This window comes from Ruminococcus sp. zg-924, assembly GCF_024433635.1.
Taxonomy (GTDB): Bacteria; Bacillota; Clostridia; order Oscillospirales; family Acutalibacteraceae; genus UBA7067.
Genome location: NZ_WNJZ01000002.1, coordinates 39331 through 61480 on the forward strand (window position 1 = coordinate 39331; position 22150 = coordinate 61480).

Consider the following 22150-nt stretch of genomic DNA (forward strand, 5'->3'; position numbering starts at 1 on the left):
TGCACCTCACTTGTCAATTTGAACAAAGGGGAAATCTATATCACTTTGTCCGTAAAAATAGATAAGCATCGGCGGAATCATAAACATAACGCCGCAAGCAAAAATAATACCGTAGTCCGAATTGCTTATATCAGAAAGTCCTATTGATAGCGGGTACATACCGCTGTCCTTAAAATAAATCAGCGGCTGTTCAACAACATTCCAGTTGTCGATAAAGCAAAGCAGTGTAAGCGTTATCAATCCACCCTTAATCTGAGGAAGAATAATTTTTGTAAATATCTTAAAATATGACGCTCCGTCAATCAAAGCCGCCTCAATACTTGAATCGAAAATGTACTTTATGCTTTGTCTTAATAAGCACACACCGAAGGCTGAGAATGTGCCGGGAAGAATAACGGCAAGAAAATTATTGAGCAGATTAAGGTTATCAAGAACAATGTAATTTGGCACAAGCGTTACTTGAAGCGGAAGAATCAATAAAATTATGTAAACAAAAAAGAGCTTGTCCCTGAACGGAAAGTGAAGCTTGCCAAATGCAAACGCTGCAAGAGATGATACAACTACCTGTCCCAAAACAGTAGGAAAGGTGATTATAACTGAATTCCAGAATTTCAGCAGATACTCAGGTCTTCTGAAAAACACCTGATAATACTGTTCAAGTGAGAACATCTGAGGGATAAGGCTGAGTGACCTATATTTACCGTTTGTAAAATCAAGCATTCTGTTTACTTCACCGCTTGACATAAAAGAACACGCAAGCATATAAATCACGGGAAATAAAAACACAAGTGCTATAAATACCAAGAGCGTATATTTAAAAGTGAGCTTAATTTTTTTCACAGGATCACCTATTCCGAAAAATTACGTTTTCTCTCGAACAGGAAGAAAACGAGCAGAACAATTATGATAAACACAGACAAAATTACAGACGCAGAGGAAAGGCGTGAATAATTGAGGTTGTAATAATTGTTGTTTATGAAGTTTTGGAGAAAATATATATTTTCATTAGGGTAATCTCCAAACAGCGCAAAAACCTCCCGAAAGATTTTGAATGAGTAGATTATCTCCATTAGAAACACAAAAAACGTGGTAGGTGTTATCATCGGTATTGTAATTTTTCTAACAATCTGAAACGAGCTTGCTCCGTCAAGTTTTGCGCTTTCATACAACGAGGTTGGTATGTTTGCAAGTCCTGCTGTAAATAAAATTACGCAAAAACCGCAGTATTTCCATATGTAAATAAGAATAATCATTACCATGGAAAATCCGGAATTGAAAAAGCTAACTGCGTCAAATCCTAAAGAATTTAATACAGCGTTTATAGCACCGTAATCGTCAAATATTACCTGCCAAACGCAGATTAATGATGCAATAGGTACAACAACGGGAATCAAAAAAGAGCTTCTGAAAAATGACGATATTTTTTTAAATGAATTGAGAAACAGCGCAAGAACAAATGAAATCAGCATAAGCAGAGGTATTGCAATTAGTGTAAATATTCCTGTGTTCTTAAGCGCCAACAAAAATGTATTACTGCGAAACAGCTCAGCGTAATTTGCAAGACCGACAAAGCTGTTTCCAATATACATACTTTTAATAATGCAGATTATGTATGGCACAATATAAAATACAGCAATTCCTAAAAGAGAGGGCAGTATAAAAAGAAATGCAATTAAATAGCTTTTACGTTTTCTAATCATCTGAACACCGTCTATTCTTCAAGATAAAGTTTCGTTTTTGACTTTAATCCGCTGACAAACTTGTCAACTCTTATTTCACTGTTCATATAGCTTTCTATAAGATCACCTATGACAGAAGTGTTGTAATACCAATAGGTGTCAAGCTCGTATTTCGATATATTGCTTAATGCGTTATGTACCATTTTTTGGCTCTCTTCGGACACTTCTGCTTGTTCCTTGTCGTTATCAGGTATACCGTCATCATCACCAACATAATATGAATCCTTTGAATTATATTTAAAGCTGTCAGCATTATTCATAAGCTTATTAAACGAATTAAGATTAACAGGAAACAGCGACCCTGTATATGCTGCAAACATTGGGTTATATTTTTCAATCTCAGCTCCAACCTGATTATTTTGACACTCCTCTGAAAGTGCATATTTTATAGCCTTGAGCAATTTTTCATTCTTTTTAGAATTACTGTTTACAAAAATTGATTTCGATATATTAGCCGAAAGTATGCTTGTGTCATTTGTTACACAGCCTAAGAGAAGCGGAGTTTCTCCTCTTTGTTCGGAGAAAACAATGCTTGAATACATATCGTAAGGGCTAAATGATATGCCGTATTCAAATATGTAGCTGCTTGGGTCAACCTCTTCCGTAAGGTTTATATATTGCTCGCTTTCTTCGCTGCCTTTCTTATCTTTGCCTTCCTGCATAATAAGCTTATCAAACCTTGATATCATTTCATCAAACTCGGAAGTATCAAAGTTTGATGTTTTGTTAAGTAAATCTAAATTGTCGTCTATATAGTCCAATAAAAGCCCTTGTAAATAATAAGTGTCCCAAAAACTGAACAACCATATTTCCTGATTGTTGCTTATTTCGTCACATAAATTCAGCATATCATTATAGGATAATGCAGGAGTATTCCTGTTAATATATTTTGAATATTTCTGCTGCGTTGTCAGCAAAAGATTTGGAGTGTAATATAACGGAATACAGAACCGTTTTCCGTTTATAAAACCACTTTCAAGAGCCTTTTGGTTATAGTCTGAAAAGTCTATTTTATCTTCGTCTGTGTCAGAACCAATAAGCTCGTTTAAGTCCATAAAAGCGCCCATTTCTATCAGCTTTTCAATGGATAAGTCTGCGTTTTGGATAGTCTTTTCGTCTATTAAATCCGGACCGTCTCCTGTCATGAGTTCGGTTGTCAGCTTGTTTTTTAATGCTTCATTGTTTTCAAATTCAACAATTTCAATTTTGTCCTCTTCATTTTCACACTGCTTGTTATATTCATAAATCCAACCGCCGCCTAATGACGAGTAGTTTTGTACAGTGTAGTATGTTATATTGTCTATTTTTTCGTTGCTGTCAGAATTTACACAGCCCCAAAAACCGGACAGTAACAAAAATGCTGATATAAATATACAAAGAATTTTTTTAATCATAAATCCTCCTATTCCGTCATAAATATTTTGACTGCAGATGTAAGCTCTGAAATAAATTTGTTTTTATTAATCTTGCCGTTGAGATAATCATCAACAATATCTCCTACTACTTTCGTTGAAAAGTAGCTGTTCGAAATCTCAAAGTATGGTATGCAGTTGTTAATTTTCTTTGTGAACTTAATGTAGTTTTGCATATACTCATTATTAAGTCCGTTTACTTCGTATTCTTCATATTCCATGACGCCGTCTTTTTCATATTCTCTAAAAAATGTAAACGATGAAGCTGCATCAACAGAGTGTTCAAATGCTTTATTATTTACAGGGTGAGAAATCACGTTTGACCCAGCGTAATCCGACCCTTTCTTGTCACCGCAGTAATACAATTGAAAATCCTCGCTTAAAAGATATTTTATAAAAGCAAGCGCTTTATCCTGATGCTTTGAGTTTGCATTAACGGCAACCCCAAGTTGAATAATAGCAGTTACGTCATTTTTGTTTTTATTAAATCCGTTATAAAATACCTTTTTATTTCCTTTAAGCTCTTCTCTGTAATTTGAACGTGCAAGAGTCTTAAAAGAGCCGCCGGTGTAAAAATCAAAAAGATAGTTATCATTAGTGTATTCATCTTCCTCGGCAAAACAATCCATAAGTTGAATTATTGAATCAATACCGCTGATGAAATCATCATTATCAAAATTGACTTCATTATTTTCAAAATCCACGTAATTGTAAATAAACCTGTCAAAAAGCTGTCTTTGCGAATTTAAAAAGCTAAAAGCGTAGCTATACATAAAGCTTTTTTTGTTTGCCTTTTTAAAGTAATCGTCAGAGAAATTTGGTATATCGGAATATGTGAGAGACATTCCGTTTTGTACAGGCAAATTGTATTCAGATAATGTTTTGTCAGTTGAGATAAGCGCATTTAAAGAGTAAAATGCCGGGATAATATATTGCTTTCCCTCGTACTGTCCTGCTTTCATCAAGGCTTGGTTATATTCCGATAAATCAAGCTTTTCATTTGATGAATCATTTTTTATCAGCTCGTTAATATCTGCAAACGCGCCTGATTTAATCAGCTTTTCAAATGGCAATGTTTGCCCAAGTGAAAAAATATCCGGCCCTTTACCTGCCATAAGCTCGGCTGACATTTTTGTATACATATCGTTTTTGTCCTCAAACTTTACAACATCAATCTGATACGATTCATCATAATTGTTTTGGCAGTAAATATTATATCGCTTAATAATATCTTCATCTAACTGTGTCCATTCGCCATCTGCTTGATAATACCTTAGCTTATCGCTTTCAATGCTTCCATCATTGCAGGCGGCTGTAATGGAAACTGAAGTTACCATAAGGCACAGTGCAAGAATTTTACTAATAAGTCTTTTCATTATCTTCACCTCTTAAATTTATCATAAATCTTCCATCTGTATTTTATCTGTGTTTTTATTGAAAACCGCGAATAAGTGATATAAAATGTTTAATATGAAACTTCAGATAAAGCACAGACGGATATGATAATATAACAAGGGGTGATTATGTGTATGTATAATGTACTGCTTGTCGAGGATGATAAAAACATTTGTGAAATGCTGTGCGATTACTTTACCCAAAAAAGCAAGGACACAATAAAAATTGATGTTGCATATGATGGTCAAACAGGTGTTGAAAAGGCATATGAAAATGCCTATGATTTGCTTTTGCTTGATATTATGCTTCCGAGCCTTGATGGATTTGAAATATGCCGAGAGGTGCGACGTCAAAGCGATGTGCCGATTATGTTTATTACTGCAAGAGGCAGTCAGGAGGATATGCTGACGGGCTTTGCCTTAGGCTGTGATGATTATATAGTAAAGCCGTTTTCGTTGCCTGTGTTTTATCAAAAGGTCAACGCTCTTATAAAGCGTTCAAAGGGGCTTGTTCGCTTTTCTGTTCTTACAGCAGGAACACTATCGTTAAATCCTAATAATGGCTCAGTTATATCAGACGGTGAAGAAATAAGTCTGACAGCTAAGGAATATGCAATACTTAAAACCCTGCTTGAAAACAGGGGAAAGATTGTGTCAAGGCAAGGGCTTATAAACCACGCTTGGGGATATGATGAAATTATAGATGAACGTGTGCTTGACACTCATATTAAAAATTTAAGAAAAGCTCTTAAGGACAATTCAAGGATAATAATGACAGTGATTAAAAGAGGATATAAAATAGAATGAACATATATAAAAAGAAAATCAAAAAACAAAAACAAAGATTATATATTGCTGTTTCGTTATCACTTTTTATACTTAGCTTTGCAGTTTCGGTAATTTTCGCTATCGTAACTTATAATACTGAAAAACATCTTTTATATTCAAGCGCATATTCCGATTACTCCGACACACTCCTGCTTTTGCAGGACTCATTCAAAGACGATAATTATTATGCAGAGTATTACGTAAACAAGCGTTATTCAGGCGATGAACAGGTGATTGTTATTAACCAAAACGGAGAAACGGTTGTTGAAACAAAAAATGCCCTGCCTGTTGACTTTTCAAGTTATCCTTATCATCTTGAGAAAGGCTTAGGCTGTATTGTTTTTGAAAACTTTAAACACTCTATGACGGACGAGCAGTATAAAAAAATTACATCATATCTATCACAAGATAAGACAGATGACGGTAAATACTATGAGCTTCTTTGCATTGACTATTATTTTAGTAAGGGTGATATAATACCGAAAAGCGTAGAAATTGTTGAAACTACTGAAGAAAACGTATGGTATGTTCAGGATAAGGTAGTGGAGCGATTTGAGCTTAACCCATTTGTCAGGGACGGTTTAACTCTATATAGGAACAGCGATATGCAAAGGAATGTTATTGATAAGGAATTTGTGTTCGGAAATTACAGAAGGGAAAATCTTCTTTCCCACGTTCTTACGCTTAAAACAAATTCTACTGAAGCAGACAAAACATATTATTATTCTTTTAACATAGATGACATTGATAGTGGCAAGAATGCCTATATAAAAATTGAAACTTTTGATTCGTCCAATTTTGGTTATGGGGGTATACTTTACGACGATAACGCTTTTAGCAGCATATACTGTAATACAAGCTCTTTTAGTCTGAAAACGGAAAACAATGAAGAAAATATATATACGGTTTACTATGCAAAGCGCTTCAATGTGCTTGATAACTGCTATGAACGCATAGTCTTTATATTAATATACATATTTGCTATCTTTGTTATAGTAGGAATAATTCTTGCCGCTATAATCTGGCATACTATTAAAAAACAGATTGAACAGGAGGAAAAGCTCAGACTTACTACAAACGCAATGGCACATGAACTTAAAACTCCGCTTTTCATCATCGGCGGCTATGCAGAAAATCTGGTTGAAAATATTAATACAAAAAAGCAATCTCATTATGCAAGTGTGATATCAGAAAAATCTTCAGCTGTAAATGGACTTGTCGAACAAATGCTCGACTATTCAAGAATTGATAGCGGTTATGATACTTTGAATATAGAGAAAATAAACCTTAACGCTTTGACTAATGATGTTGTAAAAAGCTATGAGGACAGCAGTATAAGCCTTGAATATGGAAAAGAAGTATATATTAATGCCGATAAACGAATGATAAAATCAGCAATAGAAAACCTTGTCGATAACGCTGTAAAATACACCAACGATAAAAATGATATAAAAATCAAAATTACTGACAAACGCTTTTCTGTCAGCAACCCTTCCGATGAGATGAGTAAATCAGAAATTAATAACCTTTGGCAGCCGTACCACAGACAAGCTCGGCATAGCGCAACTCCGGGTCACGGACTTGGTCTTGCAATTGTAAAGAGCATTTTTAAGCTGCATAAATTTAAAAACGGCGCAGCGTACAGCAACGGGAGAATTACATTTTGGTTTGAGTATTAATTTTAGGTTGATATAGCGGAGAAAAAGGTCTATAATAAAGCAGAAGAACTATGCGAGGTTGGTGTTAATATGAGTGAATTAAATGAAATAGCACAGCAGGCAAAACAGGCTGTAACAGAGCTTTTAGAGGTTGCAAAGCTTGAAAAAAACGATATTGTTGTAGTAGGCTGCTCAAGCAGTGAGATTATCGGCAGCAAGCTCGGCACAAATTCAAGCATTGAGGTTGCAAGCGTTGTGTTTGACGCAATATATGAGATAGTAAAGGAAAATGGGCTTTTTCTTGCAACACAGTGTTGTGAGCATCTAAACAGAGCGCTGATAATTGAAAATGAATGTGCAAAGCTATACGGCTATGAGAAGGTGAATGTTATACCTCAGCCGAAGGCAGGCGGATCTTTCTCTACAAGAGCATATGAACGCTTTGGGCATCCTGTTGCTGTGCAGGAGATTAAGGCTTCCGCCGGAATTGACATCGGAGATGTACTAATTGGTATGCACCTTAAGAGAACAGCTGTGCCTGTAAGAATTTCAATAAATAAAATAGGACACGCACATCTTGTTTGTGCAAGAACAAGACCGCCGTTTATTGGTGGAGTAAGAGCAAAGTATGACGAGGATTTATTGTGATGGATAAAAATTTAGACTATAAAGAAGAATTTTGCCGTATCTTTTCCGAGAATGTCAAGCGGCATGGAGCAAAAGAACTTTTAGAGTGGCTTTGCAAAACAGATTTTTTTACCGCTCCGGCAAGTACAAAATTTCATTGCGCCTGCCCGAAAGGACTTGTAATGCATAGCTTAAGCGTGTACGATGTGCTTGTTGAAAAGCATTTTGATGAGGAAACCGATAGTCTTGAAAGCTTCACGATTTGCGCTTTATTGCATGATTTATGTAAGGCTCAATACTACAAGGTTTCAACCCGTAATGTAAAAAACGAGGAAACAGGCAACTGGGAAAAGGTACCATTTTATGCGGTTGACGATTATTTCCCTTACGGACACGGCGAAAAGTCAGTGTTCCTTATTGAACGCTTTATGAAGCTGCGTATTGAAGAAGCTATGGCTATCCGTTGGCATATGGGCGGTTTTGAGGATAACGGCGGCTTTACAATAGGCTTAGCGTATCAGAAGTATCCGCTTGCCGTAAAGCTCCATCTTGCAGATTTGGAGTCTACATACCTAAGGGAAAAGAATACTTCGGTAGTAAATAACTAATATAGAATATAAAAACGGCATACAGATAGTGAACAAGTCTGTATGCCGTTTATTGTTTTAATTTTTTACCCTAAAAAACGATTTAAACTATATAAATAAAGAGCAATTCATAGCTACACCGCATACATAATTATTCTTGCGAGTGATGATATTATCATACACAGCAACAGACCGATTGATGTTGGCAGTAAAAACGCCAATGCCGTCCACTTTAAACTCTTGGTTTCCTTGAAAATTGTTATGCAGGTTGTTGAACACGGGAAATGAAACAGCAGAAACACTATAACGCATATTGCCGTAACTACTGTCCATCCGTTAGCAGTAAACAGGCTGTGTAGTTCTAACAGACTTTCGTACTCAGTTAATGATGAATTTGCGGTGTAAGCCATTATCATTATCGGTATCACAATCTCGTTTGCCGGAAATCCGAGAATGAATGCGGCAAGTATTACTCCGTCCAATCCGAATATATGTGCAAACCCGTCAAGTGAGCTTGTGAAATGGTTTAGCAGCGAATTGCCGCCAACGCTTATATTCGCAAGCAGCCATATTATCATTCCCGCCGGCACCGCAACTACAACAGCTCTCCACAGAACAAACAATATTCTGTCCATAACCGAGCGAACTATAACCTTGCCGACTTGAGGAACACGGTAGGGAGGAAGCTCCAAAACAAATGATGAGCTTTCGCCCTTAAGCAATGTTACAGATAAAAGCTTTGACATTGCCATAGTCATCAGAACCGACAAGACGATAAACCCTAACAGAATTATAGCAGAGAATACAGACTGAAACGGCATAATAATCGGAGCTGTAAGAAAAATCGTAATAAGTGCAATCAGTGCAGGAAACCGCCCGTTACATGGAACAAACGCATTAGTAAGTATTGCAATCAATCTTTCTCTTGGCGAGTCAATTATCCTGCATCCGGTAACACCGCAGGCATTGCAACCAAATCCCATACACATACTAAGCGACTGCTTGCCGTGTGCACCTGATTTTTTGAAGTATTTATCAAGGTTAAAAGCAACCCTCGGCAAGTAGCCGAAGTCCTCAAGTATAGTAAATAGAGGAAAGAATATTGCCATCGGCGGAAGCATAACCGATACAACCCAAGATGTGGTTTTGAATATTCCATCACAAATTAGTGATGTTAAAAATGCGGGTGAGTTTATATAGTTTAAGCCGCTTCTGAGCCACTCATTTATATTGCCGAATAAAGAAGACAACCATTGCGACGGGTAATTTGCTCCCACTATTGTAATCCAGAATATTATTCCAAGCATCAAAAGCATAATTGGTATGCCTGTAAGCTTTGAGGTGAATAGCTTATCAAGTCGTCTGTCGCTTTTGTTATAGTCATTCCTATTAAATGTAACAGTTTTAAGGAATATTTCTTCTGCTTTTTTTACAATTGTCTGTGCTATTTCGTCCCTGTAACTTGCTCTATGTACAGCATTATCGTAAAGCTTCATTCCTAATTGTCGTTCAAGACATAAATTGAATTCTTCGTCATTTTCAAGTAGTCTCAATGAGTAAAATCTCGCCTCACGGTTACTAATGCAGTGACTTCTTATTTTTTTGTAGTTTTTTTCAGCTTCATTTTCAATCTTTTTGTTGTATTTAATGTTTTCAACATAGGTTTTCTTCTCGTTCACCGTCATTTTATATATCATTTCCTTAAGCTCACTCATGCCCTTGCCGCTTCGAGCGCTGGACTCTACCACAGGAACGCCTAATAAACTTGAGAGTTCCTTTATGTTGACAGAGATGGATTTTTTTCTTGCCTCGTCCATTAAATTTACACAAACTATAACACGGTCGGTTATTTCAAGAATTTGCATAACAAGATTTAAATTTCTCTCAATGCAGGTTGCATCAATCACCACCACAACAAGCTGAGGATGCTCAAAGCAAATATAATCACGAGCAACGGTTTCTTCCTTAGAGCTTGACAGCAGCGAGTAGGTACCGGGCAAGTCAACCAATGTGTAGGTAATGTTCTTGTATCGCATACATCCAAAAGCATTTGACACTGTCTTGCCCGTCCAATTACCGGTGTGTTGATTAAGCCCCGTTAAATTGTTAAAAACCGTGCTTTTGCCGACATTTGGGTTACCTGCGAAGGCAACGGTGTATTGATTATTGGTCAAGGAAACACCTCCGTTATTTTCTGAAATCTCTTATAATAGAGTATTCACCTGACTATTGAAATGTTACAAAAAAGCCCACAGCGAACACACTGTGGGCAATGCAATATTTTATTTTATTGATACTACTACCTTTGATGCATCTTCATTTCTTATTGCGAGCAGCGCTCCTCTGATATAATATGCGGTCAGACCTCCGGCGGGACTTACAAGAACCGCTTCAACCTGTGTATCATTGATCAGACCCAGGTCGAGCATCCTGCGCCTTTCCCTTCCGTCCATTCTTAATTCCTTTACAGTGCATTTTTCCCCTTTTTTTAAAGAACTGAGCAATCTGACTTCTTTGTCCAATATCATCATCTCTATTCTTTGATATTCTTTATCATCATATGCTCAGAAGAAATTGCTGACACAAAGCTGAATCATTAATTGTTCATATTCTTTTTTTCTGTAACAGAGTTATAGTAGCTTTCAAGCTCTTGCTTTGATGAAAAAGTCACTCCGCTTTCAATAATCTGCTCCTGAATAAGCTGCGGCAGCGAATAGAAGTATTCTCTTGCCGAGCTGTCCAAGCTTTCTAAATTTGTCAATTCAATCACCTCGTAAATAATGTTGCCAACATTTTAAAAATTATGCTATAATATTTCATATCGGAGATGATATTATGAACAAAGAAAGGCAGTATCACATCGCCTTAACAAAAGAAAACAGTTCAAAATATGCAATAATTTGCGGTGCTCCTGAGCGTGTTGAAGCAATAGCGGCACATATGAATAATCCTTGCTTTGTAGCACAAAACCGTGAATTTAAAACATTCTGCGGCACTTTGTCGGGTGAGAGAGTGCTTGTAACCTCAACAGGTATAGGTGGTCCGTCAGCGGCTATCGCAATTGAGGAACTGAATCATATCGGTGTCGATACTATAATAAGAGTTGGTACCTGCGGCGGAATACAGCTTGATATTGCTCCGGGTGAGCTTGTTGTCGCTTCAAGCGCAGTGAGAATGGACGGAACAACAAAGGAATATGCACCAATAGAATTCCCTGCTGCGGCAGATTACAGCGTTACTTCAGCACTCTCTGAAGCCTGCAAAATAAGAGGATATAAATATAAGGTTGGAGTGGTTCAGTCGAAGGATTCATTTTACGGTCAGCACACTCCGGAGAGCACAGCTATATCCGGTGAGCTTCTTAATAAATGGGACGCTTGGAAGGTATGCGGAGTTTTAGCGTCTGAAATGGAATGTTCAACTCTGTTTGTTGTATCTTCAATCCGTAAAATCAGAGCAGGTGCTGTTTTAAAGGTCATATGGAATCAAGAACGGGCAAACAACGGCTATACCGATGAGGAATCCCCCGATACACAGCCTGCAATAATTGCCGCTGTTAAGGCAATGGAGAGTATTATTATTTCCGACAAAGCAAATGGATAGTATAATTACACGATTAAAATCATATACTTTACCACTCAAATTCTGGCGGTGGTATTATGGTAATAAGCTTTAAAAAGCTACTTTGTGTGTTTCTGCTGCTTGTGTGTGCAGTAGCGTTTTTTATCTCGACCTTTTCGGCGTTTAATACTTTGTCAGAAATGGCTGATACCCAGGCTGATGGCATTGTTACCGTTGTAATAGATAGTGGTCACGGCGGTGAAGACGGGGGAGCTGTTGCACCTGACGGAACGCTTGAGAAGGACATTAATCTGTCAATAGCCTTAAAGCTCAAAAAACTTTTTGAAAAAAATGGAATTAAGGTTGTTACAACAAGAGACGAGGACATATCAATTTGTGATGAGGGACTTGACACTTTAAAACAGCGTAAAAAATCCGACATGAAAAATCGACTTGAAATTTTTAACTCCTCACCTGATAATGTCATAATAAGTATTCATCAAAATAAATTTACGCAGAGTAAATACAGCGGCACGCAGATATTTTATTCTAAAAACAATCTCTTGAGCTTCGACCTTGCACAGTGCATTAAAAGTGCTGTTGTGTCTGAGCTTCAGCCTGATAATACGAGGGAGTGTAAAAGTGCCGACAAAAATATATATCTATTATATAACGCAACAAATCCTGCTGTTATTGTTGAGTGTGGCTTCTTGTCGAACAGTAACGAGCTTGAACTGCTTAAAAATGATGAATACCAAAGCAAGCTTGCAAAAGCAATTTTTGACGGCTTTATGAAATATTATAACCAACAAAACAATAAAGTAGATAATTAATCTAATTCGAGTAGGAGGCTACCCATTAATTGAGTAGCCGACCTCTCACCCCCTATTTACTGCCCATTCCGGGCAAATCATACAGAGCTAAGACTAACATTCAGCCTTAGCTCTGTTTCCGTATGATCCGCTAAAAAATAAGGACCCCGATGTTACTCTGTCTGTTAAAGACAGGCAAATCGGAGGCCCTGAAATTTATACGCACAAAAGATAAACAAAATATCCTGCGTAGGCGGCAAGCATAATAATTCCGCCCCAGCGTTTGAGTTTCTTACTTTTGTTAAGAACACAAACAAGAAGAAGTGCTGACGTTGCAACACAAACTATGCTGTCAATCAAGAAGTTTGATTGATACGCAACAGGTGTAATCAATGATGATATTCCTATAACAAACAGGATGTTGAAAATATTACTTCCTACAATGTTGCCTACTGCAATATCGGCTTTCTTCTTAATCCCGGCTGTAACGCTTGTGACAAGCTCAGGCAGTGAGGTGCCGAACGCTACAATTGTGAGTCCTATTAGACGCTCGCTCATTCCAAAAATCTTTGCAAGTGAGGTTGCCGCATCAACAGTAATGTTGCTTCCGAAAATAATAAGTGCTACGCCAATTAATGCAAAGATTATCAATTTTAATGTACTTTCCTTAGGCTTTTCCTGCTCAGACTCATGCTTTCCCTTTTTTGCCATAAAGAAAAGGTATGCAAGATATGCAATAAATAGCGCCAGCAAAATAATTCCATCAATTCGACCTATAAAGTTATCGGTAAGACCTAAAATCCCGAAAAGAATACTTATCAGTATTACAAAAGGAATTTCATATTTTATTGTAGACTTCTGGACGGCTATTGGGGTTATAACTGCGGTGATACCCAGAATTAAAAGCACATTTAGTATGTTACTTCCGAGAACATTGCCAACGGCAATATCGGCACTGCCCTTAACGGCTGCCGATATACTGATTGCCGCTTCTGGTGCGCTTGTTCCCATAGCAACGATAGTAAGTCCAATTACAATCTGTGGGATTCCGAGCTTATCTGCAATTCCCGATGCACCGTCAACGAACCAGTCTGCACCCTTAATCAGCATAGCAAAGCCGACTATGAGCAGAAAAATTTGAAAGACTATTTCCATACTTATAATTCACTCCTGTTTTTTAGTTCCAAATTATTCATATAATAACATAAACTAAATTTATTGTCTATTTAAACGTCAAAGTTAATTAAAATAGTGTATTAAAGGTACAAATATCACACGCCATTCTTCGCACCCTACCTTGATTTTCTTAATAAATTCAAAGGCGGATAAATACATTTGGTTTTCACTAATCTGACACGGAATTTGTAAAAAAATGGAACAGCTTGTTGCCAAACAGTTCCATTACATACTATAACCTCGTAAAATCGGAGGGATGACATATAATCATCGCTGACAATATAATGTTGCGCACAAAAATAGAGAGGTTAATAGAGCATAATCCACTTTTGGCAACATTATAAAACAGTAAGCGACAGTTATCCATACTGCTGTAAATTCAAGCAATCAAAAGTAAATTATTTTCTCATTCTTTCAACTTTCTCAGTATAACAAATAGTGGCAGAGTTTTACTTTGTATCCTGCCTTGCTTTTGCAAGTCCAAGCGCCTCTTTGCCGGAGATATGCTCTATTGTCATCTCAAGCATACATAACGGATCCCAATCTTTTTTTATTGCTGCATCACGTGTTTGAAAATCGTGCTGCGGAGCATATTTTATAGCAAGCTTTTCAATAGCTTCACGCTTTTGCTTATCGTCATCTATAATACGAATTGTTCCAAATACGATTACGCTGCGGTAAAGGGTTGCGTATTCTTCAGGTACGAATATATCCTGTGCAATAACGCAGAAAGACGCTTTATTGTTTCGGTTGATAGAGTCGAGCTTGTATCCGCTTTTTGCACAGTGGAAGAATAGCTTTCCGTCGCTGTAAACATAGCTCAGCGGAACAGCATATGGATAGTCATCGTCACCGGCAAGCGCTAACACGCCGGAGGTAGCTTTATTCAATATATGTATATTTTCGTCATAAGAAAGCTCCTGCTTTTTTCTTCTCATTTCACGAAACATAAAATCTCCTCTTTCATTTTGCTTCTTTGATTTTATATTATATCATAAACCGATTATCCGTCAATAATTTATTAGCTTAATCGCAACGAGTATTAAATTTTTGAAAATTTTGTATTAACTTTCAAAATTCAACTTTATTTTTGAATATAATTCGATATAATTAGATTCAAAGAGGTGTAACACAATGAACTTTATGTATCGAATCGCTCAGTTTTTTCAAGGACGCTACGGAATTGATAAATTCTGCTACTTTTTACTTATTCTTTACTGTTTGCTGTGTATGGTAAATATTTTTACAAGGTCAGTAATTGTAACAATCATTGCCTTGCTTATTGCGGCTTTTGCAGTTTACAGAACGCTCTCACGTAACATAGTGCAAAGACAAAAGGAAGCTCGTGTTTTTGACAAAATATTTAATCACATTAAATATTTCTTCACTTCAATCAGAACAAGAATAATGCAGAGTAAAACGTATTGCTTTCACACCTGTCCTCACTGCAAGGCAAGACTTCGCCTTCCGAGAAAAAAGGGCAAGCATACTGTTTCGTGTCCGAGATGTAAGCAGGATTTCAAAATGAGAGTATGGTTTTAATATAAAATTATTGCCGTAGTAACAGGGGAGAGCATTAATTGTTTGATGTGATTAATTTTCTGTTTCTGCGGCTTTATTTGTTATAAACCTTATTACAATAGGCTTTAATTTCTTATTGAAATATTTGCCCACTTTTTTCCTTTTAGGTATTGACTTTTCCATGATCACTGTGATATAATATCTATCGTTGCTTAGGTAATATATAACTGCGGATGTAGTTTAGTGGTAGAACTTCAGCCTTCCAAGCTGATCGTGTGGGTTCGATTCCCATCATCCGCTCCATATGCGCCAATAGCTCAGCTGGATAGAGCAACTGCCTTCTAAGCAGTAGGTCAGGGGTTCGAGTCCCTTTTGGCGCGCCAAATAAAACACCCGAAAAATGGCTTTGATATCGCCTTTTGGGTGTTTTTTATTTTGTTTTAATTTGCATTTGTCGTTAATAAAATGTGATTAATAACAAACTTATAAATAAGGAGTGATACTATGGGCCCATATTATTACAGGGTAAACAGAATTGACGGCGATTATGCTTATCTAATAAGGACAGATATATTAGATAATGAAGAAATGATAATAGCCAGAGCGTTGTTGCCGGAAGATATTGATATAAGCACAAATCTGAAATGGGAGAATCTTGTTTATACCATAATTGATTAAGCAATTGCAAATTTTTATGATATTATCAATATTATACATAAAATATTGAAAAGTAAACTGAAGTAAGGTACAATTAGTGTGTATGAATAAAAGAGTGATTTATGTTATTTCTTAAATTAATAAGGCTAAAAGAATAACAGAATTACAATCGCTGTGATGCTTTCAGCCAGTTCGCAAGTTATCAATATTTTGTGATTGTTCGTTGTTGTTCTTGTTTTAGGCTTGCTTGGAAATATAGTTGGTATGCCCAGAGCAGATACTGAGAATAACAAAATAATACAGAATGAGGATTTATAATGGGAAAAGTAGTAGTTGCAGACCATCCACTTATTAAACATAAGATTTCTCTGTTGAGAGATGAAAAAACCGGAACAAAAGATTTTAGAGTTCTTGTTGAAGAAATTGCAATGCTTATGGGATATGAAGCATTAAGAGATTTGCCGACAGAGCTTGTAGAAGTAAAAACGCCAATTGCTACGGCAAAGGTTCCGAAACTTGCAGGAAGAAAACTCGCAATTGTTCCTATCCTAAGAGCGGGATTGGGAATGGTAAATGGAATACTTGCGCTTGTACCTTCTGCTAAGGTGGGTCATATAGGTATGTACCGTGACGAGGACACTCATGAACCGCATGAATATTACTGTAAGCTTCCGGAAAATATTGACGAGCGTTTAGTTATTCTGCCCGATCCAATGCTTGCCACAGGTGGTTCAGCTATACAAGCAGTTGACTTCATTAAGGCAAAAGGCTGCAAGAACATAAAATTTATGTGTGTAATTGCGGCTCCTGAGGGTCTTGAAGCATTAACGAAGGCTCACCCCGACATTGATATATACGTTGGATATCTTGACGATCATCTTAATGAAAACGCATATATCGTTCCGGGCTTGGGTGATGCAGGAGATAGAATTTTCGGAACAAAATAATATGAAAGCAAGTAGGCTGTCGCAATTAGCTGATGATTGTGACAGTACTGTTTCCTTGTTATGTTTCATTTGTGTAATGAAATGGGTTCTTGTATAAAATCTAAAGGAAAGAGAAATTAAAAATGACTGAAATTTGCTATGATATGCTCTATCTTTCGCTTTGCGCTTTGAATAATATTACGCCGAGCAGAGAGTATGTTGAAAAAATAAATCTTGATTCGCTCTTTACATTGTGTCAGTCAAACAGCCTTTCAGCGCTTGTATGTTATGCTCTTGAAAAAGTTGGAATATCTGAACAAAAATGGCTTCAAGCAAAGGGGAAGGCTATAAGAAAAAATCTCCTTCTTGATGCAGAACGAAGTAAGATAACATCGTTTATGAATGAAAACGGAATAAAGCATATGCCGCTTAAGGGTGTATACCTAAAGGAGCTTTACCCAAAGATTGGTATGCGCCAGATGGCAGACAATGATATTTGGTATGACAAAACATTTGCTAATGAAATAAAAGATTTTATGATAAAGCTTGGGTATACTGTGGTATCCTTTGGACGAGGGAACCATGATTGCTATAATAAAGCACCGGTATATAACTTTGAATTTCATAGAACACTTTTCAGCAAAATCAAAGAGCCTTTTTACAGCTATTATGTGTGTTTAGACAAACTGTTGATAAAGGATGACGCTTCAGAAAACGGATATCATCTTGGTATTGATGATTTTTATACATATATGATAGCACATCAATACAAGCACCATTCCGCTGCCGGAACGGGTCTTCGTTCCATTCTTGATTGCTGTGTTTATCTGAAAAAATTTGGAGAAGAACTAAATTTTAAATATATTGATTCTCAAACTGAGAAGCTCAAAATTTCTGATTTTGAATTAGCTCAACGTCAGCTTTGCAAAAAACTGAATGATATGCAGCTTGATATCCTTACTGAATCAGAAGAGTCCTTCATTAAATGTTCAATTTTATCTGGAACCTACGGAAAATATGAAAAACTAATAAATAATAGAGTAAAGGAGTTCGGTGATAACGGCGAAGTTAGCACTAAAGTTAAAGTAAAGTATGTTATATCACGAATGTTTCCGCCAATGGAATTTTACAAGGAATTCTATCCCTTTTTTTACAGGCACAAGTTTCTGATTCCCATATGCTTTCTTGTAAGAGCCTACAACGGTATATTTAATAAACATAAAATGCTAAAGAATGAAATTAATGTGGTGAAAAAACTATGAAATCATAAAATACATTATAAATATAATGATACCGACAGACGTTTGACCCGACCCCCGAAAGTTAGACCAAAAACTAACTTTTGGAGGTCGTTTTTTTCACAAGAACTTTTTTGTGCCAATATTGGTTTAGCTGTATGCGTAATTTATCCTTAAAAATCAATTTCTATGTTTTTTATAGTATTTACAGGCTTATAATTGCTATATTACTGCTTTCGTGTTAGAATTTAGACAAGAATTAAAAAAAGAGGGTAGGATGACAGATTATGAGAAAACCGCAAAAATTATATAAAGGTGATAAAGTTGCAATAGTTTCCTTATCAAGCGGTGTTTTGGGAGAAAATTTTTGCAAGCATGAATTAGATTTAGCAATTAACAGATTAAAAGGCTTTGGGCTGATTCCCACTATAATGCCCAGTGCTTTAAAGGGAATTGAATATTTACAAAGTCATCCCGAAAAGCGAGCAGAAGATTTGAAATCCGCATTTGCTGATGATGACATAAAAGCTATAATTTGTGCAATAGGCGGCGATGATACTTACCGACTTGTGCCGTTCCTTATGAGTGACATTAAATTTATTGAAAATGTAAGAAATCATCCAAAGATATTTACAGGGTTTTCAGATACTACAATCAATCACCTGATGTTTCAAAAAATAGGTATGAACACATTTTACGGACCGAATATTTTATGTGACCTTGCGGAGCTTGATAATGATATGCTTCCGTACACAAAGGAATATTTTGAGCTTTTCTTTAATTGTACCGGTGCTTTTGAAATAAAATCCTCAGATACGGTTTACTTTGAAAGAGAAAGCTACGGCAAAGAGGAAATCGGAACGCCACGAAAATATAAAAAAGAAAATCACGGTTACGAGGTTTTGAATGGAAGAGGTATTGTAACAGGGCAGTTGCTTGGCGGATGCGTTGAAAGCATATATGAAGCTTATTGCGGCAGTCGATATAAAGATGAATTTGATGTATTAAATAAATATGATATATTGCCATCGCTTGAAGATTGGAAAGGGAAAATTCTGTTTTTGGAAACAAGCGAAGAACAGCCTTCACCAGACGACCTAAAGATAATGCTCGAATTCTTTTTGAAACAAGGCATTTTTAATCAAGTTAACGGCTTGATAGTAGGAAAACCTATTGATGAAGTTTACTATGATGAATATAAACTTGTGTATAAAGAGGTATTTGAAGGCAGAAATCTTCCTGTTATGTATAATCTTAATTTTGGCCATTGCTCGCCAAGATGTATTCTGCCTTATGGAATTATGGCGGAGCTAAATGTTGATAATAAGACCTTGACAATACTTGAAAATCCTTTTGATTAGAGATGATAATATGGAGATCTTGGAATACATTATGCTAAGCAGAAAAGAGCAGTAGTGTGCTAAAGATTCATCACCGTTTGTTACAACACTTTGTGTCGGGAATGATGGGCGGTGAATCAAAAGTAATTTATGAAGGAGAACATATATGGTAAATCCACATATTTTTATAATTAAATTGTAAAGGTTGATTAGAGTATGGTAAAAGAAATTGTCCACGATCCTTTTTTTCTTGCGCAAAAATCCGATGTGGCAACAAAGGCAGACTTGTCGGTTGCCAAAGATTTAGTTGATACCTTGATTGCAAACAAAGATGCTTGTGTAGGAATGGCAGCTAATATGATAGGTGTGAAAAAGCGGATTATCGTTTTTGATAACGATGGTTTTTTTATGACAATGTTCAACCCTGAAATCATAAGTAAGTTTTCTGAATATGAAACCGAGGAAGGGTGTCTTTCACTTACGGGAATACGAAGCACAAAACGTTTTAAGACTATAACAGTGAGTTATAAAGACTTTTCCTTTAAGCCCTGCCAAAAGACCTTTACAGGCTGGACAGCACAAATTATACAACACGAAATTGACCACTGCAACGGAGTATTGATTTAAATCTTGATTAATTTTCTGTTTGTCAATTTTACTGTTGTTTTCTCATCTTAGCATAACGTTAGCGCAGAACACGCCGTCTGTGAGGGTAAAACGGCAATACCCACCGTTTTTTCTGCTATGCGGCGGATAGATTGAATCCCTACGCCATCATCTCGACGTTTAGAAGATTGAAAAACTCCGTTTTTTCCCTTATTATACCATCAAAGGCGTTTTCAACAGTGATAACCACAACATTGTCGGAGTGAAGATAAGCTTGTATTTCTTTGTGATAATATGTGAGGAATAAGGGGGTTACAGCTTAACCTCAATTACCGTATTGTTTAAATCAAGAACACGCATATAATGAATTATATCCGTGATACTTTTAATTACTTCTATACCGTGAATCTCAAACTCATCAGAGTCTACCGTGTAGTCAGTAGGATCAAAGGGAGTACCGTTATCACGAGTGCATAAAATCAATGAATCATCTGTTATGCGCAAATTTACATCAATGGAATCAGCTTTTTTTCCTCCGTATTTGATTATGTTTATAACCATTTCTTCTGCGGCAACAGCAATAAGATTTGTTTTATTACTGTCAACACATCTGTTTTTACAAAAGTCAACAATTTCATGCGGGACTTTTTCAGCCTCGTCTATGCTTTTGCTAATTGAAATATCAAGGCAGTTTTTATTTTCATCGTCAGGTAAAAGCAGAAAGCCTTGATTTTTATATTTAATTTTTCGATAGATAAATGCAATGAAAATTGTAATAATTTCGCTTGCGATGAATGAAACCATAAGTGCGTTAAGCATATTTAAACCAACAGCCTTTGCAGAAAATACAAGCACAAAGGCTATCGGAAGTATTGCAACGCAGGTTTGCAGGGATGTTATGATTCCCGAAAGCTTAGTTTTTTCAGTGCTCTGATAATAGGTGGTCATAAATTTGTTAAGCAGATAAAACGGCAAGCACAGAACAAAGATTCTCAATGATGCTATTGAAATATCAAGTAGCTCTCCGCTTGTAATTCCAAACATTGCTACAATATATTTTGTAAAAATATAAAGGACTAAAAGCAATACAGTTAGAACCGAATAGCAGTAAAGTATTACATTTTTAGAAAGACTCCTTATCCCAAAATAATCTTTTTCTCCATAGATTACTCCACCTATAGAAGCAATTGTGCCTATAATTCCGCCTACAAGAAGTTCAACAAGCAATATTACATTGGTGCAAACCGTATACACAGCCATAGCGTCATTGCCGATTACCTGCACAATCATAGTGTTTAATCCCAAATCTTTGATTGTAAGAAAAATCATATACAGCAGTGTGGGAATTCCTGTTGATACAGCTAACTTTATTGCACTTTTTGTTTCCTTAAACGGATTTGTAAATTTCAACATTCGCTTAGATGAACGTAGATATATAATAAGCACAAGCATTGCAAGTCCATATCCAAGAACTGTTGACAATGCGGCTCCGGCTGTACCAATCGGCGTGAATTTTAATATTAAATAGTCGCACAGAAGATTTATAACGTTTGCTGTGATAACATAGGCTGAAGCGACAGTAGGGTTATTATCAACGGCAACATAATTTATAAATTGCAATGCCAAACTTAATACCGGTGCTCCCAAAAGTGTAACAAATATAAATGAGCCGGCATCGTTTGTAAGTGAATTCCCTCCGGTAAGTATTGAAGCAAGCAATGGAGAAAGCGGAGATGAAAGAGCAAAAATGAATCCGCAAATCAAACTTATTATAAGAGTTACTGAAAAAACTTTGTTTGCTTTTTCTCTTTCACGCTTTCCTAATAGTATGCCTGCGGCCACGCTGCCGCCAACTCCAAGCACATATCCTGGAATTTCCATTATATTGTCAATCGTCATTCCGATTTTAACTGCTGACATAGCGTCTGTTCCCAGAATATTACCGACAAGCATTGTATCAACAATGTTGCCAATTTGCAATGCGGCGGTTAGCATAATGCTTGGAAAAAGATATTGCCAAAGCTTTGTTTTAATTAGTTTTTCATTTCTTTGCAGCATATAGAATGAT

General features: G+C 36.5%; 22 protein-coding genes and 2 tRNA genes. 14 read left to right on the forward strand and 10 right to left on the reverse strand.

Translation table 11 applies throughout. From position 1 onward, the window contains the following. Positions 1–6 precede the first annotated feature (6 nt). The 4 genes from GMA13_RS01350 to GMA13_RS01365 form a co-directional block, all read right to left on the reverse strand. Complete coding sequence (locus GMA13_RS01350; RefSeq protein WP_255882397.1) at positions 7–744, reverse strand: carbohydrate ABC transporter permease; 738 nt, start codon at positions 742–744, stop codon at positions 7–9. Positions 745–848: 104 nt separating this feature from the next. Continuing rightward, a complete protein-coding gene (locus GMA13_RS01355; protein WP_255882398.1) occupies positions 849–1700 on the reverse strand; it encodes a carbohydrate ABC transporter permease in 852 nt (283 codons plus the stop codon). 11 nt (positions 1701–1711) lie between these two features. Then, positions 1712–3133, reverse strand: a complete 1422-nt coding sequence (locus tag GMA13_RS01360; RefSeq protein WP_255882399.1) for an ABC transporter substrate-binding protein — start codon at positions 3131–3133, stop codon at positions 1712–1714. Between the two features lie 8 nt (positions 3134–3141). Beyond that, positions 3142–4527 (reverse strand): ABC transporter substrate-binding protein, encoded by a 1386-nt coding sequence (locus GMA13_RS01365; RefSeq protein WP_255882400.1) that lies wholly within the window; start codon positions 4525–4527, stop codon positions 3142–3144. A gap of 153 nt (positions 4528–4680) precedes the next feature. On the opposite strand from GMA13_RS01365, the gene GMA13_RS01370 reads away from it, so the two are divergent. The 4 genes from GMA13_RS01370 to GMA13_RS01385 all read left to right on the forward strand — a co-directional run bounded on the left by GMA13_RS01370 (position 4681) and on the right by GMA13_RS01385 (position 8266). Continuing rightward, positions 4681–5352 carry a response regulator transcription factor gene (locus tag GMA13_RS01370; RefSeq protein WP_255882401.1) on the forward strand — a complete coding sequence of 224 codons (672 nt, stop codon included), beginning with the start codon at positions 4681–4683 and terminating at the stop codon, positions 5350–5352. Then, the gene (locus GMA13_RS01375) at positions 5349–7052 is read left to right on the forward strand and encodes a cell wall metabolism sensor histidine kinase WalK (RefSeq protein ID WP_255882402.1); all 1704 of its coding nucleotides are present in this window, start codon (positions 5349–5351) and stop codon (positions 7050–7052) included. The genes GMA13_RS01370 and GMA13_RS01375 overlap by 4 nt, the downstream gene beginning before the upstream one ends. Before the next feature lie 69 nt (positions 7053–7121). Beyond that, positions 7122–7679 (forward strand): TIGR01440 family protein, encoded by a 558-nt coding sequence (locus GMA13_RS01380; RefSeq protein ID WP_255882403.1) that lies wholly within the window; start codon positions 7122–7124, stop codon positions 7677–7679. Then, a complete protein-coding gene (locus tag GMA13_RS01385) occupies positions 7679–8266 on the forward strand; it encodes a hydrolase (protein WP_255882404.1) in 588 nt (195 codons plus the stop codon). The genes GMA13_RS01380 and GMA13_RS01385 overlap by 1 nt, the downstream gene beginning before the upstream one ends. Positions 8267–8379: 113 nt before the next feature. Here the strand turns inward: GMA13_RS01385 and feoB are convergent, their stop codons facing one another. From feoB to GMA13_RS01400, 3 genes are all read right to left on the reverse strand, one after another. Beyond that, on the reverse strand, positions 8380–10419 hold the full coding sequence (gene feoB, locus GMA13_RS01390; RefSeq protein ID WP_255882405.1) for a ferrous iron transport protein B: 2040 nt from the start codon (positions 10417–10419) through the stop codon (positions 8380–8382). 108 nt (positions 10420–10527) lie between these two features. Next, a complete protein-coding gene (locus tag GMA13_RS01395; RefSeq protein WP_370687035.1) occupies positions 10528–10767 on the reverse strand; it encodes a ferrous iron transport protein A in 240 nt (79 codons plus the stop codon). Between the two features lie 74 nt (positions 10768–10841). Further along, positions 10842–11006, reverse strand: a complete 165-nt coding sequence (locus GMA13_RS01400) for a hypothetical protein (protein ID WP_255882406.1) — start codon at positions 11004–11006, stop codon at positions 10842–10844. Between the two features lie 74 nt (positions 11007–11080). Between GMA13_RS01400 and udp the strand changes: the two genes are divergently transcribed. After that, positions 11081–11848 (forward strand): uridine phosphorylase, encoded by a 768-nt coding sequence (gene udp, locus GMA13_RS01405; RefSeq protein WP_255882407.1) that lies wholly within the window; start codon positions 11081–11083, stop codon positions 11846–11848. 56 nt (positions 11849–11904) lie between these two features. Beyond that, on the forward strand, positions 11905–12639 hold the full coding sequence (locus tag GMA13_RS01410) for an N-acetylmuramoyl-L-alanine amidase (protein WP_255882408.1): 735 nt from the start codon (positions 11905–11907) through the stop codon (positions 12637–12639). Positions 12640–12834: 195 nt separating this feature from the next. On the opposite strand, the gene GMA13_RS01415 is transcribed toward GMA13_RS01410, so the two are convergent. Both GMA13_RS01415 and GMA13_RS01420 read right to left on the reverse strand, forming a co-directional pair. Further along, a complete protein-coding gene (locus GMA13_RS01415) occupies positions 12835–13773 on the reverse strand; it encodes a calcium/sodium antiporter (RefSeq protein WP_255882409.1) in 939 nt (312 codons plus the stop codon). 470 nt (positions 13774–14243) lie between these two features. Further along, the gene (locus GMA13_RS01420; RefSeq protein WP_255882410.1) at positions 14244–14744 is read right to left on the reverse strand and encodes a pyridoxamine 5'-phosphate oxidase family protein; all 501 of its coding nucleotides are present in this window, start codon (positions 14742–14744) and stop codon (positions 14244–14246) included. Positions 14745–14928: 184 nt separating this feature from the next. Here GMA13_RS01420 and GMA13_RS01425 point away from each other — a divergent pair, with 184 nt between their 5' ends. The 8 genes from GMA13_RS01425 to GMA13_RS01460 all read left to right on the forward strand — a co-directional run bounded on the left by GMA13_RS01425 (position 14929) and on the right by GMA13_RS01460 (position 20103). After that, positions 14929–15336 (forward strand): hypothetical protein, encoded by a 408-nt coding sequence (locus tag GMA13_RS01425; RefSeq protein WP_255882411.1) that lies wholly within the window; start codon positions 14929–14931, stop codon positions 15334–15336. Positions 15337–15544: 208 nt separating this feature from the next. Beyond that, positions 15545–15618 (forward strand) — tRNA-Gly (locus GMA13_RS01430). 3 nt (positions 15619–15621) lie between these two features. Further along, positions 15622–15698, forward strand: a tRNA-Arg gene (locus GMA13_RS01435). A gap of 121 nt (positions 15699–15819) precedes the next feature. Next, on the forward strand, positions 15820–15993 hold the full coding sequence (locus GMA13_RS01440) for a chorismate--pyruvate lyase (RefSeq protein ID WP_255882412.1): 174 nt from the start codon (positions 15820–15822) through the stop codon (positions 15991–15993). 296 nt (positions 15994–16289) lie between these two features. Continuing rightward, positions 16290–16919: a uracil phosphoribosyltransferase gene (gene upp, locus GMA13_RS01445; RefSeq protein ID WP_255882413.1), complete on the forward strand. Its 630-nt coding sequence runs from the start codon at positions 16290–16292 to the stop codon at positions 16917–16919. A 122-nt stretch (positions 16920–17041) separates the two neighbouring features. After that, positions 17042–18160, forward strand: a complete 1119-nt coding sequence (locus tag GMA13_RS01450; RefSeq protein WP_255882414.1) for a nucleotidyltransferase family protein — start codon at positions 17042–17044, stop codon at positions 18158–18160. 263 nt (positions 18161–18423) lie between these two features. Then, positions 18424–19497, forward strand: coding sequence for a S66 peptidase family protein (locus GMA13_RS01455; RefSeq protein ID WP_255882415.1), 1074 nt, complete (start codon positions 18424–18426; stop codon positions 19495–19497). Between the two features lie 195 nt (positions 19498–19692). Beyond that, entirely contained in the window at positions 19693–20103 is a 411-nt protein-coding gene (locus tag GMA13_RS01460) for a peptide deformylase (protein ID WP_255882416.1), read from the forward strand. Between the two features lie 291 nt (positions 20104–20394). Here the strand turns inward: GMA13_RS01460 and GMA13_RS01465 are convergent, their stop codons facing one another. Beyond that, the gene (locus tag GMA13_RS01465) at positions 20395–22140 is read right to left on the reverse strand and encodes an MATE family efflux transporter (protein ID WP_255882417.1); all 1746 of its coding nucleotides are present in this window, start codon (positions 22138–22140) and stop codon (positions 20395–20397) included. Positions 22141–22150: the final 10 nt, after the last annotated feature.

Coding starts and splice junctions, on each gene's coding strand:
- GMA13_RS01350 (WP_255882397.1), bottom strand. CDS start 744: ATGTCAAGCGGTGAAGTAAACAGAATGCTTGATTTTACAAACGGTAAA.
- GMA13_RS01355 (WP_255882398.1), bottom strand. CDS start 1,700: ATGATTAGAAAACGTAAAAGCTATTTAATTGCATTTCTTTTTATACTG.
- GMA13_RS01360 (WP_255882399.1), bottom strand. CDS start 3,133: ATGATTAAAAAAATTCTTTGTATATTTATATCAGCATTTTTGTTACTG.
- GMA13_RS01365 (WP_255882400.1), bottom strand. CDS start 4,527: ATGAAAAGACTTATTAGTAAAATTCTTGCACTGTGCCTTATGGTAACT.
- GMA13_RS01370 (WP_255882401.1), top strand. CDS start 4,681: ATGTATAATGTACTGCTTGTCGAGGATGATAAAAACATTTGTGAAATG.
- GMA13_RS01375 (WP_255882402.1), top strand. CDS start 5,349: ATGAACATATATAAAAAGAAAATCAAAAAACAAAAACAAAGATTATAT.
- GMA13_RS01380 (WP_255882403.1), top strand. CDS start 7,122: ATGAGTGAATTAAATGAAATAGCACAGCAGGCAAAACAGGCTGTAACA.
- GMA13_RS01385 (WP_255882404.1), top strand. CDS start 7,679: ATGGATAAAAATTTAGACTATAAAGAAGAATTTTGCCGTATCTTTTCC.
- udp (WP_255882407.1), top strand. CDS start 11,081: ATGAACAAAGAAAGGCAGTATCACATCGCCTTAACAAAAGAAAACAGT.
- GMA13_RS01410 (WP_255882408.1), top strand. CDS start 11,905: ATGGTAATAAGCTTTAAAAAGCTACTTTGTGTGTTTCTGCTGCTTGTG.
- GMA13_RS01415 (WP_255882409.1), bottom strand. CDS start 13,773: ATGGAAATAGTCTTTCAAATTTTTCTGCTCATAGTCGGCTTTGCTATG.
- GMA13_RS01420 (WP_255882410.1), bottom strand. CDS start 14,744: ATGTTTCGTGAAATGAGAAGAAAAAAGCAGGAGCTTTCTTATGACGAA.
- GMA13_RS01425 (WP_255882411.1), top strand. CDS start 14,929: ATGAACTTTATGTATCGAATCGCTCAGTTTTTTCAAGGACGCTACGGA.
- GMA13_RS01440 (WP_255882412.1), top strand. CDS start 15,820: ATGGGCCCATATTATTACAGGGTAAACAGAATTGACGGCGATTATGCT.
- upp (WP_255882413.1), top strand. CDS start 16,290: ATGGGAAAAGTAGTAGTTGCAGACCATCCACTTATTAAACATAAGATT.
- GMA13_RS01450 (WP_255882414.1), top strand. CDS start 17,042: ATGACTGAAATTTGCTATGATATGCTCTATCTTTCGCTTTGCGCTTTG.
- GMA13_RS01455 (WP_255882415.1), top strand. CDS start 18,424: ATGAGAAAACCGCAAAAATTATATAAAGGTGATAAAGTTGCAATAGTT.
- GMA13_RS01460 (WP_255882416.1), top strand. CDS start 19,693: ATGGTAAAAGAAATTGTCCACGATCCTTTTTTTCTTGCGCAAAAATCC.
- GMA13_RS01465 (WP_255882417.1), bottom strand. CDS start 22,140: ATGCTGCAAAGAAATGAAAAACTAATTAAAACAAAGCTTTGGCAATAT.